11 protein-coding genes are annotated in these 17,393 nt (G+C 67.7%); 4 read left to right on the plus strand and 7 right to left on the minus strand.

The genetic code is table 11. The features are described from left to right. Positions 1–24 precede the first annotated feature (24 nt). Both MBTS_RS20255 and MBTS_RS20260 read right to left on the minus strand, forming a co-directional pair. Positions 25–900 carry a class I SAM-dependent methyltransferase gene (locus tag MBTS_RS20255; protein WP_056141561.1) on the minus strand — a complete coding sequence of 292 codons (876 nt, stop codon included), beginning with the start codon at positions 898–900 and terminating at the stop codon, positions 25–27. A gap of 52 nt (positions 901–952) precedes the next feature. Continuing rightward, positions 953–2,551: a gamma-glutamyltransferase family protein gene (locus tag MBTS_RS20260; protein ID WP_192216341.1), complete on the minus strand. Its 1,599-nt coding sequence runs from the start codon at positions 2,549–2,551 to the stop codon at positions 953–955. A 234-nt stretch (positions 2,552–2,785) separates the two neighbouring features. Between MBTS_RS20260 and MBTS_RS20265 the strand changes: the two genes are divergently transcribed. From MBTS_RS20265 to hflX, 4 genes are all read left to right on the plus strand, one after another. Next, positions 2,786–5,107 (plus strand): sensor histidine kinase NtrY-like, encoded by a 2,322-nt coding sequence (locus MBTS_RS20265; protein ID WP_192216342.1) that lies wholly within the window; start codon positions 2,786–2,788, stop codon positions 5,105–5,107. Continuing rightward, positions 5,104–6,474, plus strand: a complete 1,371-nt coding sequence (gene ntrX / locus MBTS_RS20270) for a nitrogen assimilation response regulator NtrX (protein WP_056141569.1) — start codon at positions 5,104–5,106, stop codon at positions 6,472–6,474. Before MBTS_RS20265 ends, ntrX begins: the two co-directional genes overlap by 4 nt. Positions 6,475–6,640: 166 nt before the next feature. After that, a complete protein-coding gene (gene hfq, locus MBTS_RS20275; protein WP_009866358.1) occupies positions 6,641–6,895 on the plus strand; it encodes an RNA chaperone Hfq in 255 nt (84 codons plus the stop codon). Between the two features lie 144 nt (positions 6,896–7,039). Beyond that, positions 7,040–8,449: a GTPase HflX gene (hflX, locus tag MBTS_RS20280; protein WP_026175814.1), complete on the plus strand. Its 1,410-nt coding sequence runs from the start codon at positions 7,040–7,042 to the stop codon at positions 8,447–8,449. Between the two features lie 133 nt (positions 8,450–8,582). On the opposite strand, the gene MBTS_RS20285 is transcribed toward hflX, so the two are convergent. The 5 genes from MBTS_RS20285 to MBTS_RS20305 form a co-directional block, all read right to left on the minus strand. Further along, positions 8,583–9,155 carry a fasciclin domain-containing protein gene (locus MBTS_RS20285; RefSeq protein WP_192216343.1) on the minus strand — a complete coding sequence of 191 codons (573 nt, stop codon included), beginning with the start codon at positions 9,153–9,155 and terminating at the stop codon, positions 8,583–8,585. Positions 9,156–9,373: 218 nt separating this feature from the next. After that, a complete protein-coding gene (locus MBTS_RS20290) occupies positions 9,374–10,327 on the minus strand; it encodes a transporter family protein (protein WP_056157460.1) in 954 nt (317 codons plus the stop codon). Between the two features lie 498 nt (positions 10,328–10,825). Then, the gene (uvrA, locus tag MBTS_RS20295) at positions 10,826–13,831 is read right to left on the minus strand and encodes an excinuclease ABC subunit UvrA (RefSeq protein WP_192216344.1); all 3,006 of its coding nucleotides are present in this window, start codon (positions 13,829–13,831) and stop codon (positions 10,826–10,828) included. Between the two features lie 342 nt (positions 13,832–14,173). Next, on the minus strand, positions 14,174–16,075 hold the full coding sequence (locus MBTS_RS20300) for a PAS domain-containing sensor histidine kinase (protein WP_192216345.1): 1,902 nt from the start codon (positions 16,073–16,075) through the stop codon (positions 14,174–14,176). A gap of 265 nt (positions 16,076–16,340) precedes the next feature. Further along, positions 16,341–17,144, minus strand: coding sequence for a Crp/Fnr family transcriptional regulator (locus MBTS_RS20305; RefSeq protein WP_056141581.1), 804 nt, complete (start codon positions 17,142–17,144; stop codon positions 16,341–16,343). Positions 17,145–17,393 lie beyond the last annotated feature (249 nt).

Genomic DNA, 17,393 nt, shown 5'->3' on the forward strand with positions numbered 1-17,393 from the left:
ATACCAGATTGCACGGCCCGGCTTTCAGCGCCGCGCGGAAACCAGCCAGCAGCCGGCATCCAGGGACACGGCGCCGGAGACGGCCCGTTCCGCGAAATCGTCGCTCACCCGCTTCAGGGCGTCCGCACGGACCGACGCGGGCTGATCGCGCAGGAGCCGGGAAACCGGGCCGAGCTCGGTGGCGAAATCCGCGGCGGCCTCCGCCGCATCTCGGGCGGTGCCGTCGCCGGACCTCGCGAGGGTGAGGGGCCGGTCGATCGCCTCGAGCGTGATGTCGAGGAAGCCGGCCTGGGCCAGCACCGCGTTGAGGGTTTCCGCCTCGGCGAAGCGAAACGGCCCCGGCGCGTCGGCGGGGCCGGGTTCGGGTTCCGGCACCAGGGGCAAGACGAGGTTCCTCGGCACCGTGATCCAGGGATTGTCCTCGATCCGCCGCCAGCACAGGAAGGTCAGGCGTCCGCCGGGGACCAGGGCCTTGCGGATGTTGGCGAAGGCGGCGCCGGAATCGTCGAAGAACATCACCCCGAAGCGGGAGATCGCCTGCTCGAAGGCGGCATCGCCGAAATCGTGGGTCTGGGCGTCCGCCTCGATGAATGCGATCGGCGCCAGGGCGGGGGCCTCGATCCCGGCCCGTTCGCGCGCCACCGCGAGCAGGGGGGCCGAGAGGTCGGCCGCCACCACGCGTCCCCTCGGGCCGAGCCGGCGCGCGGCGGCGATGGCGCAGTCACCGGCGCCGCAGCCGATATCCAGCGCCGAGCCGTCCACCCGAAGGCACGCCGCCTCGAACAGGGCGGCGGTGAGGGGCGCGAAGACCGCGTCGATCCTGCGCTGGTTGCGCGCCCAGCGCGCGCCGACCTCGCCGTTCCAGTAGTCGCGCTGGGTGATCGCGCCATCCGCCATCATGAACCTTCCGGTCTCTGGATCTCGATCTTCCGGTCCCCGGCGGGGACCCGTTTCACAGGCCGGACGAGCCGCCATCCGAACGCGGATCGTGGACCGCCTCGATCCGCCCGTTGCCGGGATGACGGACCAGCATGCCGGCATGGCCGAGGGAATCGATGTAGGAACCGCCCAGTTCCTCGATCTCGTGGCCCATGGAGCGCAGCTCGGCGATGCAGGCCGGATCGAACCGGTCCTCCACCTTCACGCTGAGGGATTCGGCACCCCAGGTACGGCCGTAGAGCAGGCGGGGCGCGTCCACCGCCTCGGCCGGGCTCATGCCATAGTCGGCATACCGCGAAAAAATCTGGGCCTGGAATTGCGGCTGCCCGTCGCCGCCCATGCTGCCGTAGGACATCACGCGGCCGTCGTCGAAGGCGGCCAATCCGGGGATCAGGGTGTGGAACGGCCGGCGCCCCGGCTCCAGGGGGTTCACCGCACCCTTCTCCAGGGAGAACGAGGTGCCGCGGTTCTGCCAATGGATGCCGGTCTTCGGCAGGACGATCCCCGACCCGTATTCCCAGTAGATCGACTGGATGTAGGAGACGGCCAGACCGTCCTTGTCGATGGCGCCCATCCACACGGTATCGCCGTCGCCCGGTCCCCGGAGGGGCACGGAGGCGGCGCGGCGCATGTCGATCTGGGCCGCCTCGCGGTCGAGGCGCTCCGGGGTGAGGAAGCTCGCCGGATCGACGCTCAGCCGGTCGTAATCGGTGACCGTGCGGTCGCGGATGGCGAAGGCGCGCTTCGTCGCCTCGATCAGCCCGTGATACTGCGCCGTGCTCTCGGGACGCGACACGTTCAGCCGGTCGAAGATACCGAGGATGATGAGCGCGGCGAGGCCCTGGGTGGGCGGCGGGAAGTTGTAGAGCACCGCGTCGCGACGGCGCAGCGACAGGGCCGCCCGCTCCCGCGGCGCATAGGCTTCGAGGTCGGCCCGCGTCACCGGCGAACCGAGGCGGTCGAGGTCGGCGGCGATCTCGCGGCCGAGGTCGCCCCGGTAGAAATCGTCGAGCCCGGCATGGGCCAGCTGTTCGAGGGTGTCGGCCAGGGCCGGCAGGCGGCGGGTGGCGCCGGCGGCGAAGGGCTTGCCCCCGTCGAGGAAGGTCTGGGCGAAACCGGGCTGGTCGTGAAGCGTGTCGATCTCCTTCGGCACGTAGCGGGCCTCGGAGGGCGACACCGCGCAGCCCTGACGCGCATGGCGGATCGCATCCGACAGCAGGGTCTCGAGGGGGAGCCGGCCGCCCAGCGCCCTGGCGAGGTCGAGGGCGAGACGCCAGCCGCCGATGGCGCCGGCCACGGTGAGCGCCGCATCCGGCCCGCGCGAGGGGATCGTCTCGTGGCCCTGGCTGCGATAGCGCTCGACCGTGGCGAGGGACCCGGCCGGGCCGCAGGCCTCGATGCCGCGCACCCGCCCGCCCGGTTCGCGCACGAGCCAGAACCCGTCGCCGCCGATGCCGTTCATATGCGGGTAGACCACGGCGATGGTGGCCGCCATGGCCGCCATGGCCTCAATGGCGTTGCCGCCCTGCGCCAGCACGGTCTGCCCGGCGGTGGCGGCCAGATGGTGAGGCGCGGCAACGGCGGCGGAGGAATAGACGGGCGTCTCGGGCATCGCGAACTCGGTGTGAGGAGGCTTGGAGGATTGAGGGGAGGCTTGGAGAATAATGTATTTTCTCGGCCGGTCGACCGAGAGATTTCCAAGCAAGAAACGGTCGCAGATCGCTGCGGTGCCATCGGTTTCACGGCGTGAGGCGCCGTCGCGGCGCGTGCCGCGCCCATGGTGTCCACCGACACGATGGCCCGATTCGTATTAATTTCGCCACACTGTTGTGGCGACGCATCAGCCATGGCGTGGCTTCGACGTTCCAAACAATCGGCCGCCCCGGGAGACGATGTCTCACCGGAAGGCGAGGCCGAACCTCATACCATCCGGGCGGCACCGCGCGGCCCCGGCTGGATCGGCGCGCTCGTCGTCGCCACGGCCCTGATCTCGGCCATCGCGACCTTCCTGATCCTCGCCGGCGTGATCCGGGTGACGCCGACGCCGACGATCGGCCTGACGCTGCTGGGCATCAACGTCTTCCTGGTCCTCAGCCTGTTCGTCATCATCGCCTGGGAGGCGCGGGTCTTCCTGCATGCGCGCCGGGCCAATGCGGCGGTGGCGCGCCTGCACACCCGCATCGTCGGCCTGTTCAGCCTCATCGCGATCCTGCCCACCGTGCTGCTGGCCGTCGTGGCGGCGGTGACGATCGATCGCGGGCTCTCGCTGGGCTTCACCGACCGCGTCCGCGACGTGGTGCTGAAATCCGTCGAGGTGGCCGACGCCTACCAGGAGAATCAGTGCCAGTCGCTCGCCCGCGAGATCCGCATTCTCGCGGACGACCTCACGCGGGCACGGCCGAATTTCGACGTGAACAGGGAGTGGTTCGAGAACTTCCTCACCACGCGGGCGACCGCGCTGGGACTGCCGGTCGCCGAGATCATGCGCGGACCGAACGAACTCGTGGCACGGGCGAAGATCGATATCCTTAAGGAGCGCAGGCTGCCCTCCGCCGCGGCCTTCGAGGAGGCCGCCAAATCCAACGAGACGATCTGCCTGAGGCCGAGCGAGGGGAGGGTCTTCGCCGCCCTGCTGCGGATGCCGGCCTATGACGGGGCCGTGCTGCTGGTGCAGCGCCAGGTGAGCCAGCTCGCCGTCGACTTCCCCGGCGTCTCGCGGGCGGCCGCCGCCGAGTACCTCACCTACGATTCCCTCAAGCGCTCGATCCAGATCAGCTTCGCCTCGATCTTCGTGCTGATCGCGCTGATCGCCCTGCTGTCGGCGGTCTGGTTCGGCCTCAACTTCGCCAACCGGTTCGTGGCGCCGATCCGCCGGCTCATCAACGCGGCCGATCAGGTCGCCTCCGGCAATTTCTACGCCCAGGTCCCGGCACGCAAGAGCGACGGCGACCTCGCCCATCTCGGCGAGAGCTTCAACAAGATGACCCAGGAGTTGCGCCGCCAGCACGATGGGCTGACGGCGGCGAGCGAACTCATCGACCGGCGCCGCCGGTTCACCGAAGCGGTCCTGGCCGGAGTCTCGCCGGGCGTCATCGGCGTCGACGCGGCCGGCCTCGTCACCATCGCCAACCCCTCCATCGAGCGCACATTGGGGCTCAAGGCGGATGCCATCATCGGCAAGCCGCTGGTCCAGGCGGTGCCCGAGCTCCAGGCCATCCTGCCCGAGGGCGGAGAGGGGCGCCTGCGCGCCCTCCAGCAGCAGATCCAGCTGACCCGCGGCGGGCGCGAGCGCACGGTCACCGTGCGCGTCACCAGCGAGCAGGCTCAAGGCGGCGCCCGCGGCTTCGTGGTGACGCTGGACGACATCACCGACCTCGTCACGGCCCAGCGCACCTCGGCCTGGGCGGACGTCGCCCGCCGCATCGCCCACGAGATCAAGAACCCGCTGACCCCGATCCAGCTCTCGGCGGAACGCATCCGGCGCAAATACGGCAAGGTCATCGTCGCCGACAAGGACGTCTTCGACCAGTGCACGGCGACGATCATCCGCCAGGTGGACGAGATCAAGCGCATGGTAGACGAGTTCTCGTCCTTCGCGCGGATGCCGAAACCGGCCATCGCCCGGAACGATCTCAGCGAGATCGCCAAGCAGAACCTGTTCATGATGCGGGTGGCGCATCCGGACATGGATTTCGCCTTCACCGAGGCCGGGCAGGACCGCTTGCACGCCGCCTTCGACATCCGGCTGCTTTCGCAGGCGATCACCAACATCCTCAAGAACGCGGTGGAGGCCGTCTCCGCCGTGCCCGAGGCCGAACTCGGCAAGGGCCGGGTCGATCTGCGCCTCCTCGTCGAGGAGGGGTTCGCGGTGATCGAGATCACCGACAACGGCAAAGGCTTCCCCGTGGAGGGGCGCCAGCGGCTGCTCGAGCCCTATATGACCACCCGCGAGGGCGGCACCGGGCTCGGACTCGCCATCGTCAGCAAGGTGCTCGAAGAGCATGGCGGCGGCATCGAACTGAACGACAACCCCACGGGCAGGGGCGGATGCGTGCGGATGCGCGTTCCCCTCGACACGCGGGACAAGACGACGGAGGGGAAACCCTCCGCGCAGGCTGAGAAGGTTGCCGCACCGACGGCACCCCCAATCGCGGAGATGACGTCATGAGCGCCGATATCCTGATCGTCGACGATGAGGCCGACATCCGCGACCTCGTCGCCGGCATCCTCGACGACGAAGGTCACCGCACCCGCACGGCCGGAGGCTCCGACGAGGCGCTGGCCGCCATCGAGTCGCGCCGCCCCCACCTCGTGTTCCTCGACATCTGGCTGCAGGGCTCGCGCCTCGACGGGCTGCAGGTGCTCGACCAGATCAAGCTCGGGCATCCCGACCTGCCGGTGGTGATGATCTCGGGCCACGGCAACATCGAGACGGCGGTGGCCGCCATCAAGGCGGGCGCCTACGACTTCATCGAGAAGCCGTTCAAGGCCGACCGGCTGGTGCTGGTGGCCGAACGCGCCCTCGAAGCCTCCCGCCTCAAGCGCGAGGTGCGCGACCTCAAGGCGCGTTCCGGCCAGGCGAGCCGGCTCGTGGGCGGATCCGTGGCGGTCAACCAGCTGCGCCAGACGGTGGAGCGGGTCGCCCCCACCAATGCGCGGGTGATGATCCTCGGCGCGCCGGGCTCCGGCAAGGAACTCTCGGCGCGGACCCTCCACGCCTCCTCGTCCCGCGCCAGCGGTCCCTTCGTCGTCATCAACGCGGCGATGATCACGCCCGAGACCATGGAAGCGGAGCTGTTCGGCGTCGAGGCCGGCGAGGGCCGCGCCCGCCGGGTCGGCGCCCTGGAGGAGGCCCATGGCGGCTCCCTCTATATCGACGAGATCGCCGACATGCCGCGCGAGACCCAGAACCGCATCCTGCGCGTGCTGGTGGACCAGAACTTCCAGCGCGTCGGCGGCACCACCCGCGTCCATGTGGACGTGCGCATCATCTCCTCTTCCTCGCGCGACCTCGCCGAGGAGATCGCCGCCGGCCGATTCCGCGAGGACCTGTTCCACCGCCTCTCGGTGGTGCCGATCCGGGTGCCGTCCCTGTCCGAGCGGCGCGAGGACGTGCCCGAACTCATCAACTTCTTCATGGAGCAGATCTCGGCCGCCACCGGCCTCGCCCGCCGGCGCATCGCCGAGGACGCCATGGCGGTGCTGCAATCGCACGATTGGCCGGGCAACATCCGCCAGCTGCGCAACAACGTCGAGCGGCTGATGATCCTCACCCATACCGACCCGGAGCAGGAGGTGACCTCCGAGATGCTCCCCACCGAGATCGGCGCCCTGGTTCCGACGACGCCGAACGGCGCGGGGGGCGAGAAGCTGATGAGCCTGGCCCTGCGCGAGGCGAGGGAAATCTTCGAGCGCGAATACCTGATCGCGCAGATCGCACGATTCTCCGGAAACATATCGCGCACCGCCGAGTTCATCGGCATGGAACGCTCGGCCCTCCACCGCAAACTGAAGTCGCTCGGCATCGGACCCTGAAGGCCTGGGCGACCTTCGCCTTACATGTGCGTGCCCCTTGCATGTGCGTGACAATGACCGTGTAATAGTCGAGGTTGTCTGTTTTCACCGGTCTGCTACGCATTCGAACCAACAAGAACCCGCCAGTCACGGCGGGCGGCAGGTTCTTAAGAAGGATTAATAAAAAATGGCGGGCGAACGCGCTCAGAACCTGCAGGACACGTTTCTCAATCATGTCCGCAAGAACAAGATCCCGCTCACGATCTTCCTCGTCAACGGCGTCAAGCTTCAGGGCGTCGTGACCTGGTTCGACAACTTCTGCGTCCTCCTGCGACGGGACGGGCATTCGCAGCTCGTCTACAAACACGCGATCTCGACGATCATGCCCGGCCACCCGGTTCAGTTGTTCGAGCCGGACGAGACGGCCCCCGATAAGGCGTGAAGCGACGTCGGCAGTCTTGCCCATGACGAGACGTTGAGAGACGTTTGACGCCGAACATCGGACGAGGACCGAAGACTGCCCTTGTTTGACGTCGGCAAAGGCCCATTCTCCTCATCTTCAGGGGACAGGGTCGAACCGAATTTCATGACGCAAATGACAACGCCGGGCGAAGCCCGGCTCCAGGCGATGGCCGCTCCCGAAGGTGAGATCGCGGCCGCGACCCATACGCTGGTGATCGGCCCCTATCTCACCCGGTCCGCCGCTCCCCGGACAGGCGGCGGACCGGCCGACGTCTCGCGCTCGAGCGAGGCGCGGATCGACGAGGCGGCGGGTCTCGCCGTGGCCATCGAGTTGGACGTCACCGAGGCCATCATCGCGCCGGTCTCGCGCATCCGCCCCTCCACCTATCTGGGCAAGGGCCGGGTCGAAGAGCTCGCCGGCCGGATCAAGGCCGAGGAGATCGGCCTCGTCGTGATGGATTGCGCCCTGTCGCCGGTGCAGCAGCGCAACCTGGAAAAGGCGTTCGGCTGCAAGGTCATCGACCGCACCGGCCTGATCCTCGAAATCTTCGGCCGGCGCGCCTCCACCCGCGAGGGCACGCTGCAGGTCGAGCACGCCCATCTCGCCTACCAGCGCAGCCGCCTCGTGCGGTCCTGGACCCACCTCGAACGTCAGCGCGGCGGCTTCGGCTTCCTCGGCGGCCCCGGCGAGACACAGATCGAAGCCGATCGCCGGATGATCCAGGAGCGGATGACGAAGATCGAGCGCGAGCTCGACAGCGTCACCCGCACGCGCGGCCTGCACCGGGAGAGCCGGGCGCGGGTGCCTTACCCGATCGTCGCCCTCGTCGGCTATACCAATGCCGGCAAGTCGACGCTGTTCAACGCCCTTACCAAGGCCGAGGTGATGGCCAAGGACATGCTGTTCGCGACCCTCGACCCGACCGCGCGCGCGACGAAGCTGCCGCATGGGGAGACGGTGATCCTCTCGGACACGGTGGGCTTCATCTCGGAACTGCCCACGGCCCTCATCGCCGCCTTCCGCGCCACGCTGGAGGACGTGATCGAGGCCGATATCCTGCTCCATGTCCGCGACGTGAGCCACGTCGATTCGGAGGCGCAGGCGGAGGATGTCGGCGACGTGCTGCGCGAACTCGGGATCGAAACCACGGCCGAGCGAATCATCGAGGTCTGGAACAAGGCCGACCTGCTCGACGATTCGGAGCGCACGCGCCTCCTCAACCTGAGTGCCCAGGGGCGCAACGACCGGGACAGCGACGTGCCGATCCTGGTCTCCGCCCTCACGGGCGAGGGCCTGGCGGCCCTGTCGGGCCGGATCGAGGCACGGATCGCCAAGCGCCGCTCCACCTTCGCCGTCACCCTCGCGCCCGAGGACGGTGCGGCGCTCAACTGGCTCTACGAGAATGCCGAGGTTCTCGACCGCCGCGCCGAAGAGGCGGGCACGATCCACCTCGCCATCCGCGTGGCGCCGGAGAAGGAGCCGCGCTTCCTCAACCGCTTCGCCAGCGCACGCAAGCTCAGCCGCGCGGACTGATAGGGGGGAGACCTCCCGGTGGAGTAGTGGAAGGGCGATCGTCGATCCGCGACCGCGGGGGTCTTACGAAAGCCCATAAAAAAACCCGGCTCCAAGGGAGCCGGGGGATGAGTTTCGGATCCAGAAAGACGTCTTACGGCTGCAGAACGCCGTTGATGACGTGAATGACGCCGTTCGACTGCATCACGTTGGCGATGGTCACCTTGGCGGTGTTGCCCTTGGTGTCGGTGAGGTACACGGCCTTGCCCTTGGTCTGGACCACGAGCGGGGTGCCCTGCACGGTCTTGATCTGGCCTTCACCGCCGCCATCCTTGGCGATCTTCATGAGGTCCTTGGCGGTCAGGGTGCCGGGGACGACGTGATAGGTGAGGATCGCGGTCAGCGTCGCCTTGTTCTCGGGCTTCACCAGGGTCTCCACGGTGCCGGCCGGCAGCTTGGCGAAGGCCGCGTTGGTGGGCGCGAAGACGGTGAAGGGGCCGGGGCCGGCGAGGGTGTCGACGAGGCCGGCGGCCTTCACGGCGGCGACGAGGGTGGTGTGATCCTTCGAGTTGACCGCGTTCTCGACGATGTTCTTGGACGCATACATCGGAGCGCCGCCAACCATCGGGTTCTTGGCGAGCGCGGCCACCGGGAAAGCGGCGCCCATGCTGAAGGCGAGGGCGACGGCGGCGAACGTGGAGGCCACGGGGCGACGGGTGTTGGTCATGGGGCGTTCCTCTCGAGCTATCCCCTTCGCGGGGGTCATCGCTCGTTACGGAGCCCGGAAGAGGAAAGTTTCGGGAACGCTGCAGAAAGTCGTGTTCGTGTGAGATACGGCGGGACGCGAGCGCCTCCTCCAAAGCAAAAGCCCGCCCGACCTGAAGGTCGGACGGGCTTTCGTGATCCGCACGGCGGCGAGGACAACCCTCGCCGCTGAGCTCGAGATCAGTACTTGCGGATGATCGGGGCCGGAGCAGCGGCGACCGGGGTCGGCGAGTACAGCGGAACGATCAGGCGGCCCGAGATCTCGGTGCTGTCGAAGCTGGTGGTCGCGACGGTGCGGGCGACGTAGACCTGCGCGGTGGCGAAGCCGAAGTCGTAGCCGACGAGGCCACCCATCAGGAACCGGCCACGATCGTTGAGGGCGGCGTTGATGATGCCGCCAGCCTTGGCGCCGGTGTCGAAGTTGACGGTGCCGTAGGCGATGGCGCCGATCTCGAACTTGCCGAACTTCTTGGTCGCGGTCAGGTCGAGGTTGAGGGAGTCGGAGAGAGAGTAGACCGTGCCGAAGTCACGGCCGCTGCCGAAGGAGGACGGCGAATCGTAGATGTTGGCGGTGAGGTTTGCGGTCAGATTGTAGCCATCGCCGGTGTAGCTGGCGGCAACGCCGACGCGGTAGGTGTTCGACGAAAGCTGGGGCAGCACGGCAGTGTTGGCGAGAGCGCCGGCATTCGTGCGCAGGACACCACGGTCACCGTTCAGCTCGTTCAGGTAGACACCGCCGAGCAAGCTGACGCCGAAGTTGTTGCCGAGGTCGAAGGCCCAGATGCCGCCGACGAAGGTACCGACGTTGATCGAGGTGTCACGCAGGCCGTTCGCGCCGCTCTTGCCGAAGGTGAACACGGTCGGGGGAGCCACGAGGAGCTCGATGCGGCCGCCGAGCGGAACCAGCGGGGTCGACCAGACCAGCACGGGAATGTTGATCCCGACGTCCAGAGCCGAGTTGTCACGCGACTGGTAGACGAAGGTGTTCAGGGCGTAGATGCCCTCGGGCAGCGGCGCGCCGGTGGCGAGGCCGACCTGCTCGCCGGGGATCGTGGTGGTCTGTGCGTAGGAAGCCGTGGCGCTCATGCCCATGGTCAGCGCCAGTGCGCCGGTGGCCAGCCAGTTCTTCGTCATTGTCTCGTCCTTCCCAAGGATTTCAGGCATTCGCCGCGCAGACCTACGAACCATCGTGCCGAGTGCCGCATTGTTGCGGCTTGCTGACATCCAGTGCGTAGGGCCCCCCTTGCGGCCCGAATTCGTGTCTCAACGCTGAGAACTATTCTACAGGTCGGATCGGATTGACAGTCCAATGCTTCGGATCGAGGCAGTTCCAAACGAACCGTTGCGGAAAAGCCGCAATTTCGACGCGGTGCAGCGCAAGGTTTTGTTAACTTTCTCAGCAGAATTCCGCCGGGCATGGCGTCGCATTGAGCAACGCGTCTGCAAAATAACGCTGATCGGTCAAACCGTTGCGACCGATCCATGCGGCAGGACGATTGCGCAATCGACGGCGGGAGTTTGCGCATCGCCAGCGGACCACGATCCCCGCATGCCCGGTGCCTGTGCACCGCAGCAGGGCCATCGTTCCCAGGTGCCGTCGAATCGAGCTTGGCCTTGGGCCGGGCGGAACGCCTATTCCGCCGCGTCCCGACCCTTAGCGGTGACCTCGGCGAGGGGGCGGCGGGCCAGCACGTCGCGCAGGAACCGGCCGGTATGGCTCGCCTTCGACTTGGCGATCTGCTCCGGCGTCCCCTCGGCCACCACGACGCCGCCGCCATCTCCGCCCTCGGGTCCCATGTCGATGACCCAGTCGGCGGTCTTGATGACCTCGAGGTTGTGCTCGATCACCACGACGGTGTTGCCTTGGTCCACGAGTTCGTGGAGCACCTCCATGAGCTTGGCGACGTCATGGAAGTGAAGGCCGGTGGTCGGCTCGTCGAGGATGTAGAGCGTGCGGCCGGTGGCGCGCTTGGAGAGCTCCTTGGACAGCTTCACCCGCTGCGCCTCGCCGCCCGACAGGGTGGTGGCCTGCTGGCCGACCTTGACGTAGCCGAGCCCGACCCGCGCCAGGGTCTCCATCTTCTCGCGGATCGTCGGCACCGCCTTGAACAGGTCGGCCGCCTCCTCGACGGTCATGTCGAGCACGTCGGCGATGGAATGGTTGCGGTACTTCACCTCCAGGGTCTCGCGGTCGTAGCGGCGGCCCTTGCACACGTCGCAGGTGACGTAGACGTCCGGCAGGAAGTGCATCTCGATCTTGATGACGCCGTCGCCCGAACAGGCCTCGCAGCGCCCGCCCTTCACGTTGAAGGAGAAGCGGCCGGCCTGGTAGCCGCGCGCCTTCGCCTCCGGCAATCCGGCGAACCAGTCGCGGATCGGGGTGAACGCGCCGGTATAGGTCGCCGGGTTGGAGCGCGGCGTGCGCCCGATGGGCGACTGGTCGATGTCGATGACCTTGTCGAGATTCTCGAGCCCGTCGAGGCGCTCGAACGGGGCCGGGTGCTCCATGGCGCCGTTGAGGGATTTGGCCACCGCCTTGTAGAGCGTGTCGATGATCAGGGTGGACTTGCCGCCGCCCGAGACACCCGAGACGCAGGTGAAGGTTCCGAGCGGGATCTCGACGCTCACGTCCTTCAGGTTGTTGCCCCGCGCGCCGACGAGGGTGAGCTTGCCCTTCCGTCCCTTCCGCCGGGCGGTGGGCACCCGCACGCTCATCTCGCCGGTGAGGTATTTCGCCGTGAGGGAGTCGGGGTTCTTCAGCACCTCCTCCGGCGTCCCCTGGGCGATGATCCGGCCGCCATGGATGCCGGCACCGGGGCCGACATCGACCACGTAATCGGCCTGGAGGATCGCGTCCTCGTCGTGCTCGACCACGATCACCGAATTGCCGAGGTCGCGCAGGCGCTTCAGCGTGCCGAGCAGACGCTCGTTGTCGCGCTGGTGCAGGCCGATGGAGGGCTCGTCGAGGACGTAGAGCACCCCCGTGAGGCCGGAGCCGATCTGCGAAGCCAACCGGATCCGCTGGCTCTCACCGCCCGAGAGCGAGCCCGAGCCGCGCGCCAGGGTGAGGTAGTCGAGGCCGACATCGACGAGGAAGGTGAGCCGGTCGCGGATCTCCTTGAGGATGCGGAAGGCGATCTCGTTCTGCTTCGGCGTCAGCTTCTCCGACAGTTCGGAGAACCAGCGATGCGCCTCGCGCACGGAGAGCGCGGTGACGTCGCCGATGTCCTGCATGGCGACCTTCACCGCCAGGGCCTCGATCTTGAGACGCTTGCCGCCGCAGGAGGCGCAGGGCGTCTCGCTCATGAAACGGGCGATGTCGTCGCGGGACGCATCGCTTTCGGTCTCCTTGTAGCGCCGCTCCAGGTTCGGGATGACGCCCTCGAACGGCTTGTTCACCTCGTAGGCACGCATGCCGTCATTGTAAGCAAAGCGGATCGACTCGCGGCCGGAGCCGTAGAGGATGACCTTGTGCGCGGTCTCGGGAAGGTCCGACCAGGGCACGCTGGTCTTGAAGCCGTAATGTTTGGCCAGGGCGTCGAGGGTCTGGCCGTAATAGGGCGAGGTGGATTTCGCCCATGGGCCGACGGCACCGCGCTTGAGGCTGAGCTTGGCGTCGGAGATCACCAGTTCGGGGTCGATCCGCATCTCGTGGCCGATGCCGCCGCAGGTCGGGCAGGCGCCGAACGGGTTGTTGAACGAGAACAAGCGCGGCTCGATCTCGGCGATGGTGAAGCCGGAGACCGGGCAGGCGAAGCGCGACGAGAAGGTGATGGTCTCGCCCTCGGCCGGATCGGCGAATTCGATCAGCGCGATGCCGTCGGCCAATTCCAGGGCGGTCTCGAAGGAATCGGCCAGCCGCGCCGCGATGTCGGCGCGAACCACGAGCCGGTCCACCACCACGTCGATATCGTGCTTGAGCTTCTTGTCGAGCTTGGGCGCATCGTCGATCGGGTAGTATTCGCCATCGATGCGAAGACGCTGGAAGCCCTTCTTCTGGAACTCGGCGATCTCCTTGCGGTACTCGCCCTTGCGACCCCGGACGACGGGAGCGAGGAGATAGAGCCGGCTCTTCTCGGGCAGGGCCAGCACCCGGTCGACCATCTGGCTCACGGTCTGGCTCTCGATCGGCAGGCCGGTGGCGGGCGAATAGGGGATGCCGACCCGCGCCCAGAGGAGGCGCATGTAATCGTAGATCTCGGTGACGGTCCCCACGGTGGAGCGCGGGTTCTTCGACGTCGTCTTCTGCTCGATGGAAATGGCCGGCGAGAGCCCGTCGATCTGATCGACATCGGGTTTCGACATCATCTCGAGGAACTGGCGGGCATAGGCCGAGAGCGATTCGACGTAGCGGCGCTGACCTTCGGCGTAGATCGTATCGAAGGCGAGCGACGACTTGCCCGAGCCCGACAGGCCGGTGAAGACCACGAGCTTGTCGCGCGGGATCGTGAGATCGATGTTCTTGAGGTTGTGCTCGCGCGCGCCGCGCACGGCGATGACGCGACGGTCGGGGCTTCCCTCGAACAGCTTCTCGATCCGTGCCTCGACGCTCTCCTCCTGCGCCTGCGCGGCTTGGGTCTTCAGACCCTGCGGTTTCGGGCCCCGTGAATTCTTGGCGGCGGCTTTTGCTTTGGCCATTGGGTCTCTTCGGCGGCAGGACTTGAGCGGCAGGACTTGGGCGGTAGGACTTGGGCGGCAGGGCTTGGGCGGCAGGGCTTGCAGGAACGGGCAGTCGACAACGACGCTCGGCGGCGATCGTCTCCGGGACGTCATGCGGCGAGGTCGACGACGACGGCCCCGCCACCGGTCGCCATGTCGGGCGCACGGGCCGGGCGGGCAAGACGCACGCCACGCATATCCGTCACCCAGCTAGAACAAAAAGCGTACAGCTACAATATCGGCGTCGGATTTTGCCCCCGGCCGGAACCCGATGAAGCTTTCACCACCGAAATGGCCGCGCGCGCGGGACGCTTTCCGCCGCTAGAAATTTCCCTGGAACCCCGACAGAGGCGCCATGACCCGGCACACCAGGCCGTCCGGTTCGTAGGCGAGGGAGACCTCGCCGCCCACCGCGCCGGCGAGGCCGCGCTCGATGAGGCGCGAGCCGAAGCCCTTCCGGGTCGGGGGCTGCACGAGCGGGCCGCCGCGCTCGGACCAGGTGAGGTGGATCGTGTCGTCCTCGTCCGCCGCGACCACGCTCCACGCCACGGTGACGCGGCCGTCAGGCCGGGAGAGGGCGCCGTACTTGGCGGCATTGGTGGCGAGTTCGTGCATCATCAGGGCGAGGGACAACGCCGCCTTCGAGCCGATGACGATGTCGGGACCCGACAGGTGGAACCGGCCGGGCTGCTGGTCGTCGTGCAGCGACAGGGCGCTCGTCAGCACCGCCTCCATCTCCGCGCTCTCCCGCTGTCCGGTCAGCAGGATGTCGTGGGCCTTGCCCAGGGCGATCAGGCGCGCGGCGAGCGCATGCTTGGCGGCCTCGATGTCGGTGACGTTGCGCAGGCTCTGCGAGGCGATCGCCTGAACCATCGCCAGGGTGTTCTTCATGCGATGGCTGAGTTCGCGGTTGAGGATGCGCTGCTGCTCGTCCGCCTCGATCCGGGTCAGCCCGCTCCAGGCCCGCTCCGCCACGTCACGGACGAAATCGATCTCGTTCTGGGTCCAGGCGCGCGGCGACGCCTCCGTCGCGTAGAGCACGCCGACGAGGCGGCCGCGCCGGAGCAGGGGGACGGAGATCACCGCCCGGACGCCCTGGGCGATGTAGAGGGCCGCATCCGTGTCGAGTTCGGGCGCGGAGGCGAGGTCGGGCACCGCGAGCACCTCTCCGCGCCGCAGGCTGGCGATGCTGGCGGGATACTCGTCCAGCGGCAGGGTCTGGCTCGGAAAGACCTGTCCGTCGGACGACCACGAATGCGCCACCGTCACCAGTCCGGCCGGCAGGTCGACCATGCCGTAGCCGGCCCGCGTCGTGGCCAGGGTCCGGCCCAGGATCTCCGCCGTCATCGCCACGACTTCGGCGTTCGAGCGCAGCTCGCGCAGGCGGTCGCCGAGGCTCAAGAGCGCGTCACGGCGTGCATCCGCGCGCTTTTCCTCGGTGATGTCCTCGATCATCGCCATGGCGTGGACTTCGTCGCCGAGAGTCTGCGAGACCAGGTTGACCCGCGCCCAGATGAGCCGCCCGTCCCGCCGGCGATAGCGCTTCTCGAAACGGTCCTGCAGGGTCTCGCCGGTGGCCAGGCGCCGGTGCAGGGCCTCGCGCTCGCCCGCATCCTCGGCGGGCGTCCATTGGGCGAGGGAGCACCCGACGATCTCGGATTCCGGCGCGCCCCAGATCTCGCAGAGCTTGGCGTTGACCCGGAGCGCCAGGACGCTGCGGGGATCGAACTGGACGATCCCGATATTCGCGCCCTCGAACACCGCGCGGAACTGTGCCTCCAACTGGGTTCGCACGGTGATGTCGAGCATCGCACCGACCATCCGCAGCGGGATGCCCGAAGCGTCACGGACGAGATACGCGCGATCCAGCACGTCCGCGTAGCCACCGCCGCCCTTCAGGAAGCGGTATTGATGGCTCCACAGGTCCGAGCGCCCTTCGAAGACGGCGTTCAGGCCGGCGGAGACCGCGCCCCTGTCGTCGGGATGGATGTTGCCGAGCCACCAGGCGGAGCCCGGGCCGACATGGCCGGGCGGCCAGCCATAGGACGTCTCGAGCGCCTCGTTCCACACGATGGCGTCGTGCTCCAGATCCCAGTCCCAGACGACGTCGTTGGTCGCCTTGGCCACCAGCCGGTAGCGCTCGTCGATGGAGTTCCGCTCACGGCACGGCTTGTCGCCGTCGGCATTCGCACCCACGCCGTCCCGCCTGTCGCCGACGGCCATGGCCGGCACCGGCGATGAAGGATCGCGACGGCTCCCCCGGCGGGGTGACGGGACTTTCGCAATGGTCATCGTATTCGGGTCAGACACGGGCGGTCGCCGTTCCATCAGATGCGGTCAGATCTTGCGGCGAACAAGTCTCGCCGTCAGATTTCGCAAGTTGCCCCCACGCTTTCCGTCACGGATATGAGATCGGAGACTGAGCCCGGCAAGTCTCCACCGGAGCGGCACGCCTCGTCCACTCCCGCGGCGCTCCACCATCCCGGAATCAGACGGATTCCGCCGCGCGGACGGAATCGTCCTGGCCCGGCTGCGTCGGAGGATCGACGGAGAGCATCCGCCCCTCGGCATCGTAGACGGCCCCCAGCACGGTCTCGAAATGGCTCACCACGGCGCCGTGGCACTCGCAGGCCGCCTCCTGGATCCTGGCGCGGTCGAGGATGGTGATGCGGCCGCGCCCGACCTCGATCAGCCCCTGGATCTGCAGGGTCCGCAGGATCCGGGTGAGATAGGTCCGCTGGACGCCCAGCATGTTGGCCAGGAGTTCGTGGGTGACGGGCAGCGTTTCCGTGCCGATCCTGTCCTGCAGCGTCAGCAGCCAGCGCAGGCAGCGCTCCTCGATCGGGTGGAGGGCGTTGCAGGCCACGGATTGCAGCACCTGTCCCAGCAGGCAGTCCGCGTAGCGGGTGAAGAGGTTGCGCAGGGTGGTCGAGCGGAGCTTGGCGTCCTGCAGCTTGGCGGCATCGAGCCTCAGGACCGGCCCGCCGATCTGCACCAGGGCCGTGCTGAAGGCCGGGAGGCTGCCGTGGCTGACGACGCCGCCCACGGCGCCCTCCCGCCCGATCGTGGCGGTTTCCGCGCTCCGCCCGTCGCGCATGGAGACGATGAGGTTGATGACCGTCTGCTCGCAGGGAAACGAGATGAACGAGACCTTGGCTCCGACGGTGAACAGGGTCTCGCCACGCCGAACGTCGGCACGCTCGAAATGAGGCGCGAGCAGTCCCCGATCCTCCGGGGACAGAGCCTTCAGCAGGAGATTGCCTTCGAAGAAGGACTCAGTCGTCGAGAGCATGGGACACGCGGTGTTCACCTTCTGTCTCGCGCCATAGCGTATCATCAATGGAGCGTCTGTCCACAAGTGGACGAAGGCGAAGAGAAATATACCGTCCCGGCGGAATTCGGCGCGCGCTACGGCATTCCTACATCTGCATTTGCAGGCAGAGCGCGTCCCTTTCCCCCTTGTGGGGAGAGGTCAGGAGTGGGGGTGGCTCCGCCAGCCTCCGTAAGCCGAGGGTCGCCCGACCGCCCCCACCTCCAACTC

The sequence above is a fragment of the Methylobacterium bullatum genome, from assembly GCF_014845095.1.
Classification (GTDB): Bacteria; Pseudomonadota; Alphaproteobacteria; order Rhizobiales; family Beijerinckiaceae; genus Methylobacterium; species Methylobacterium bullatum.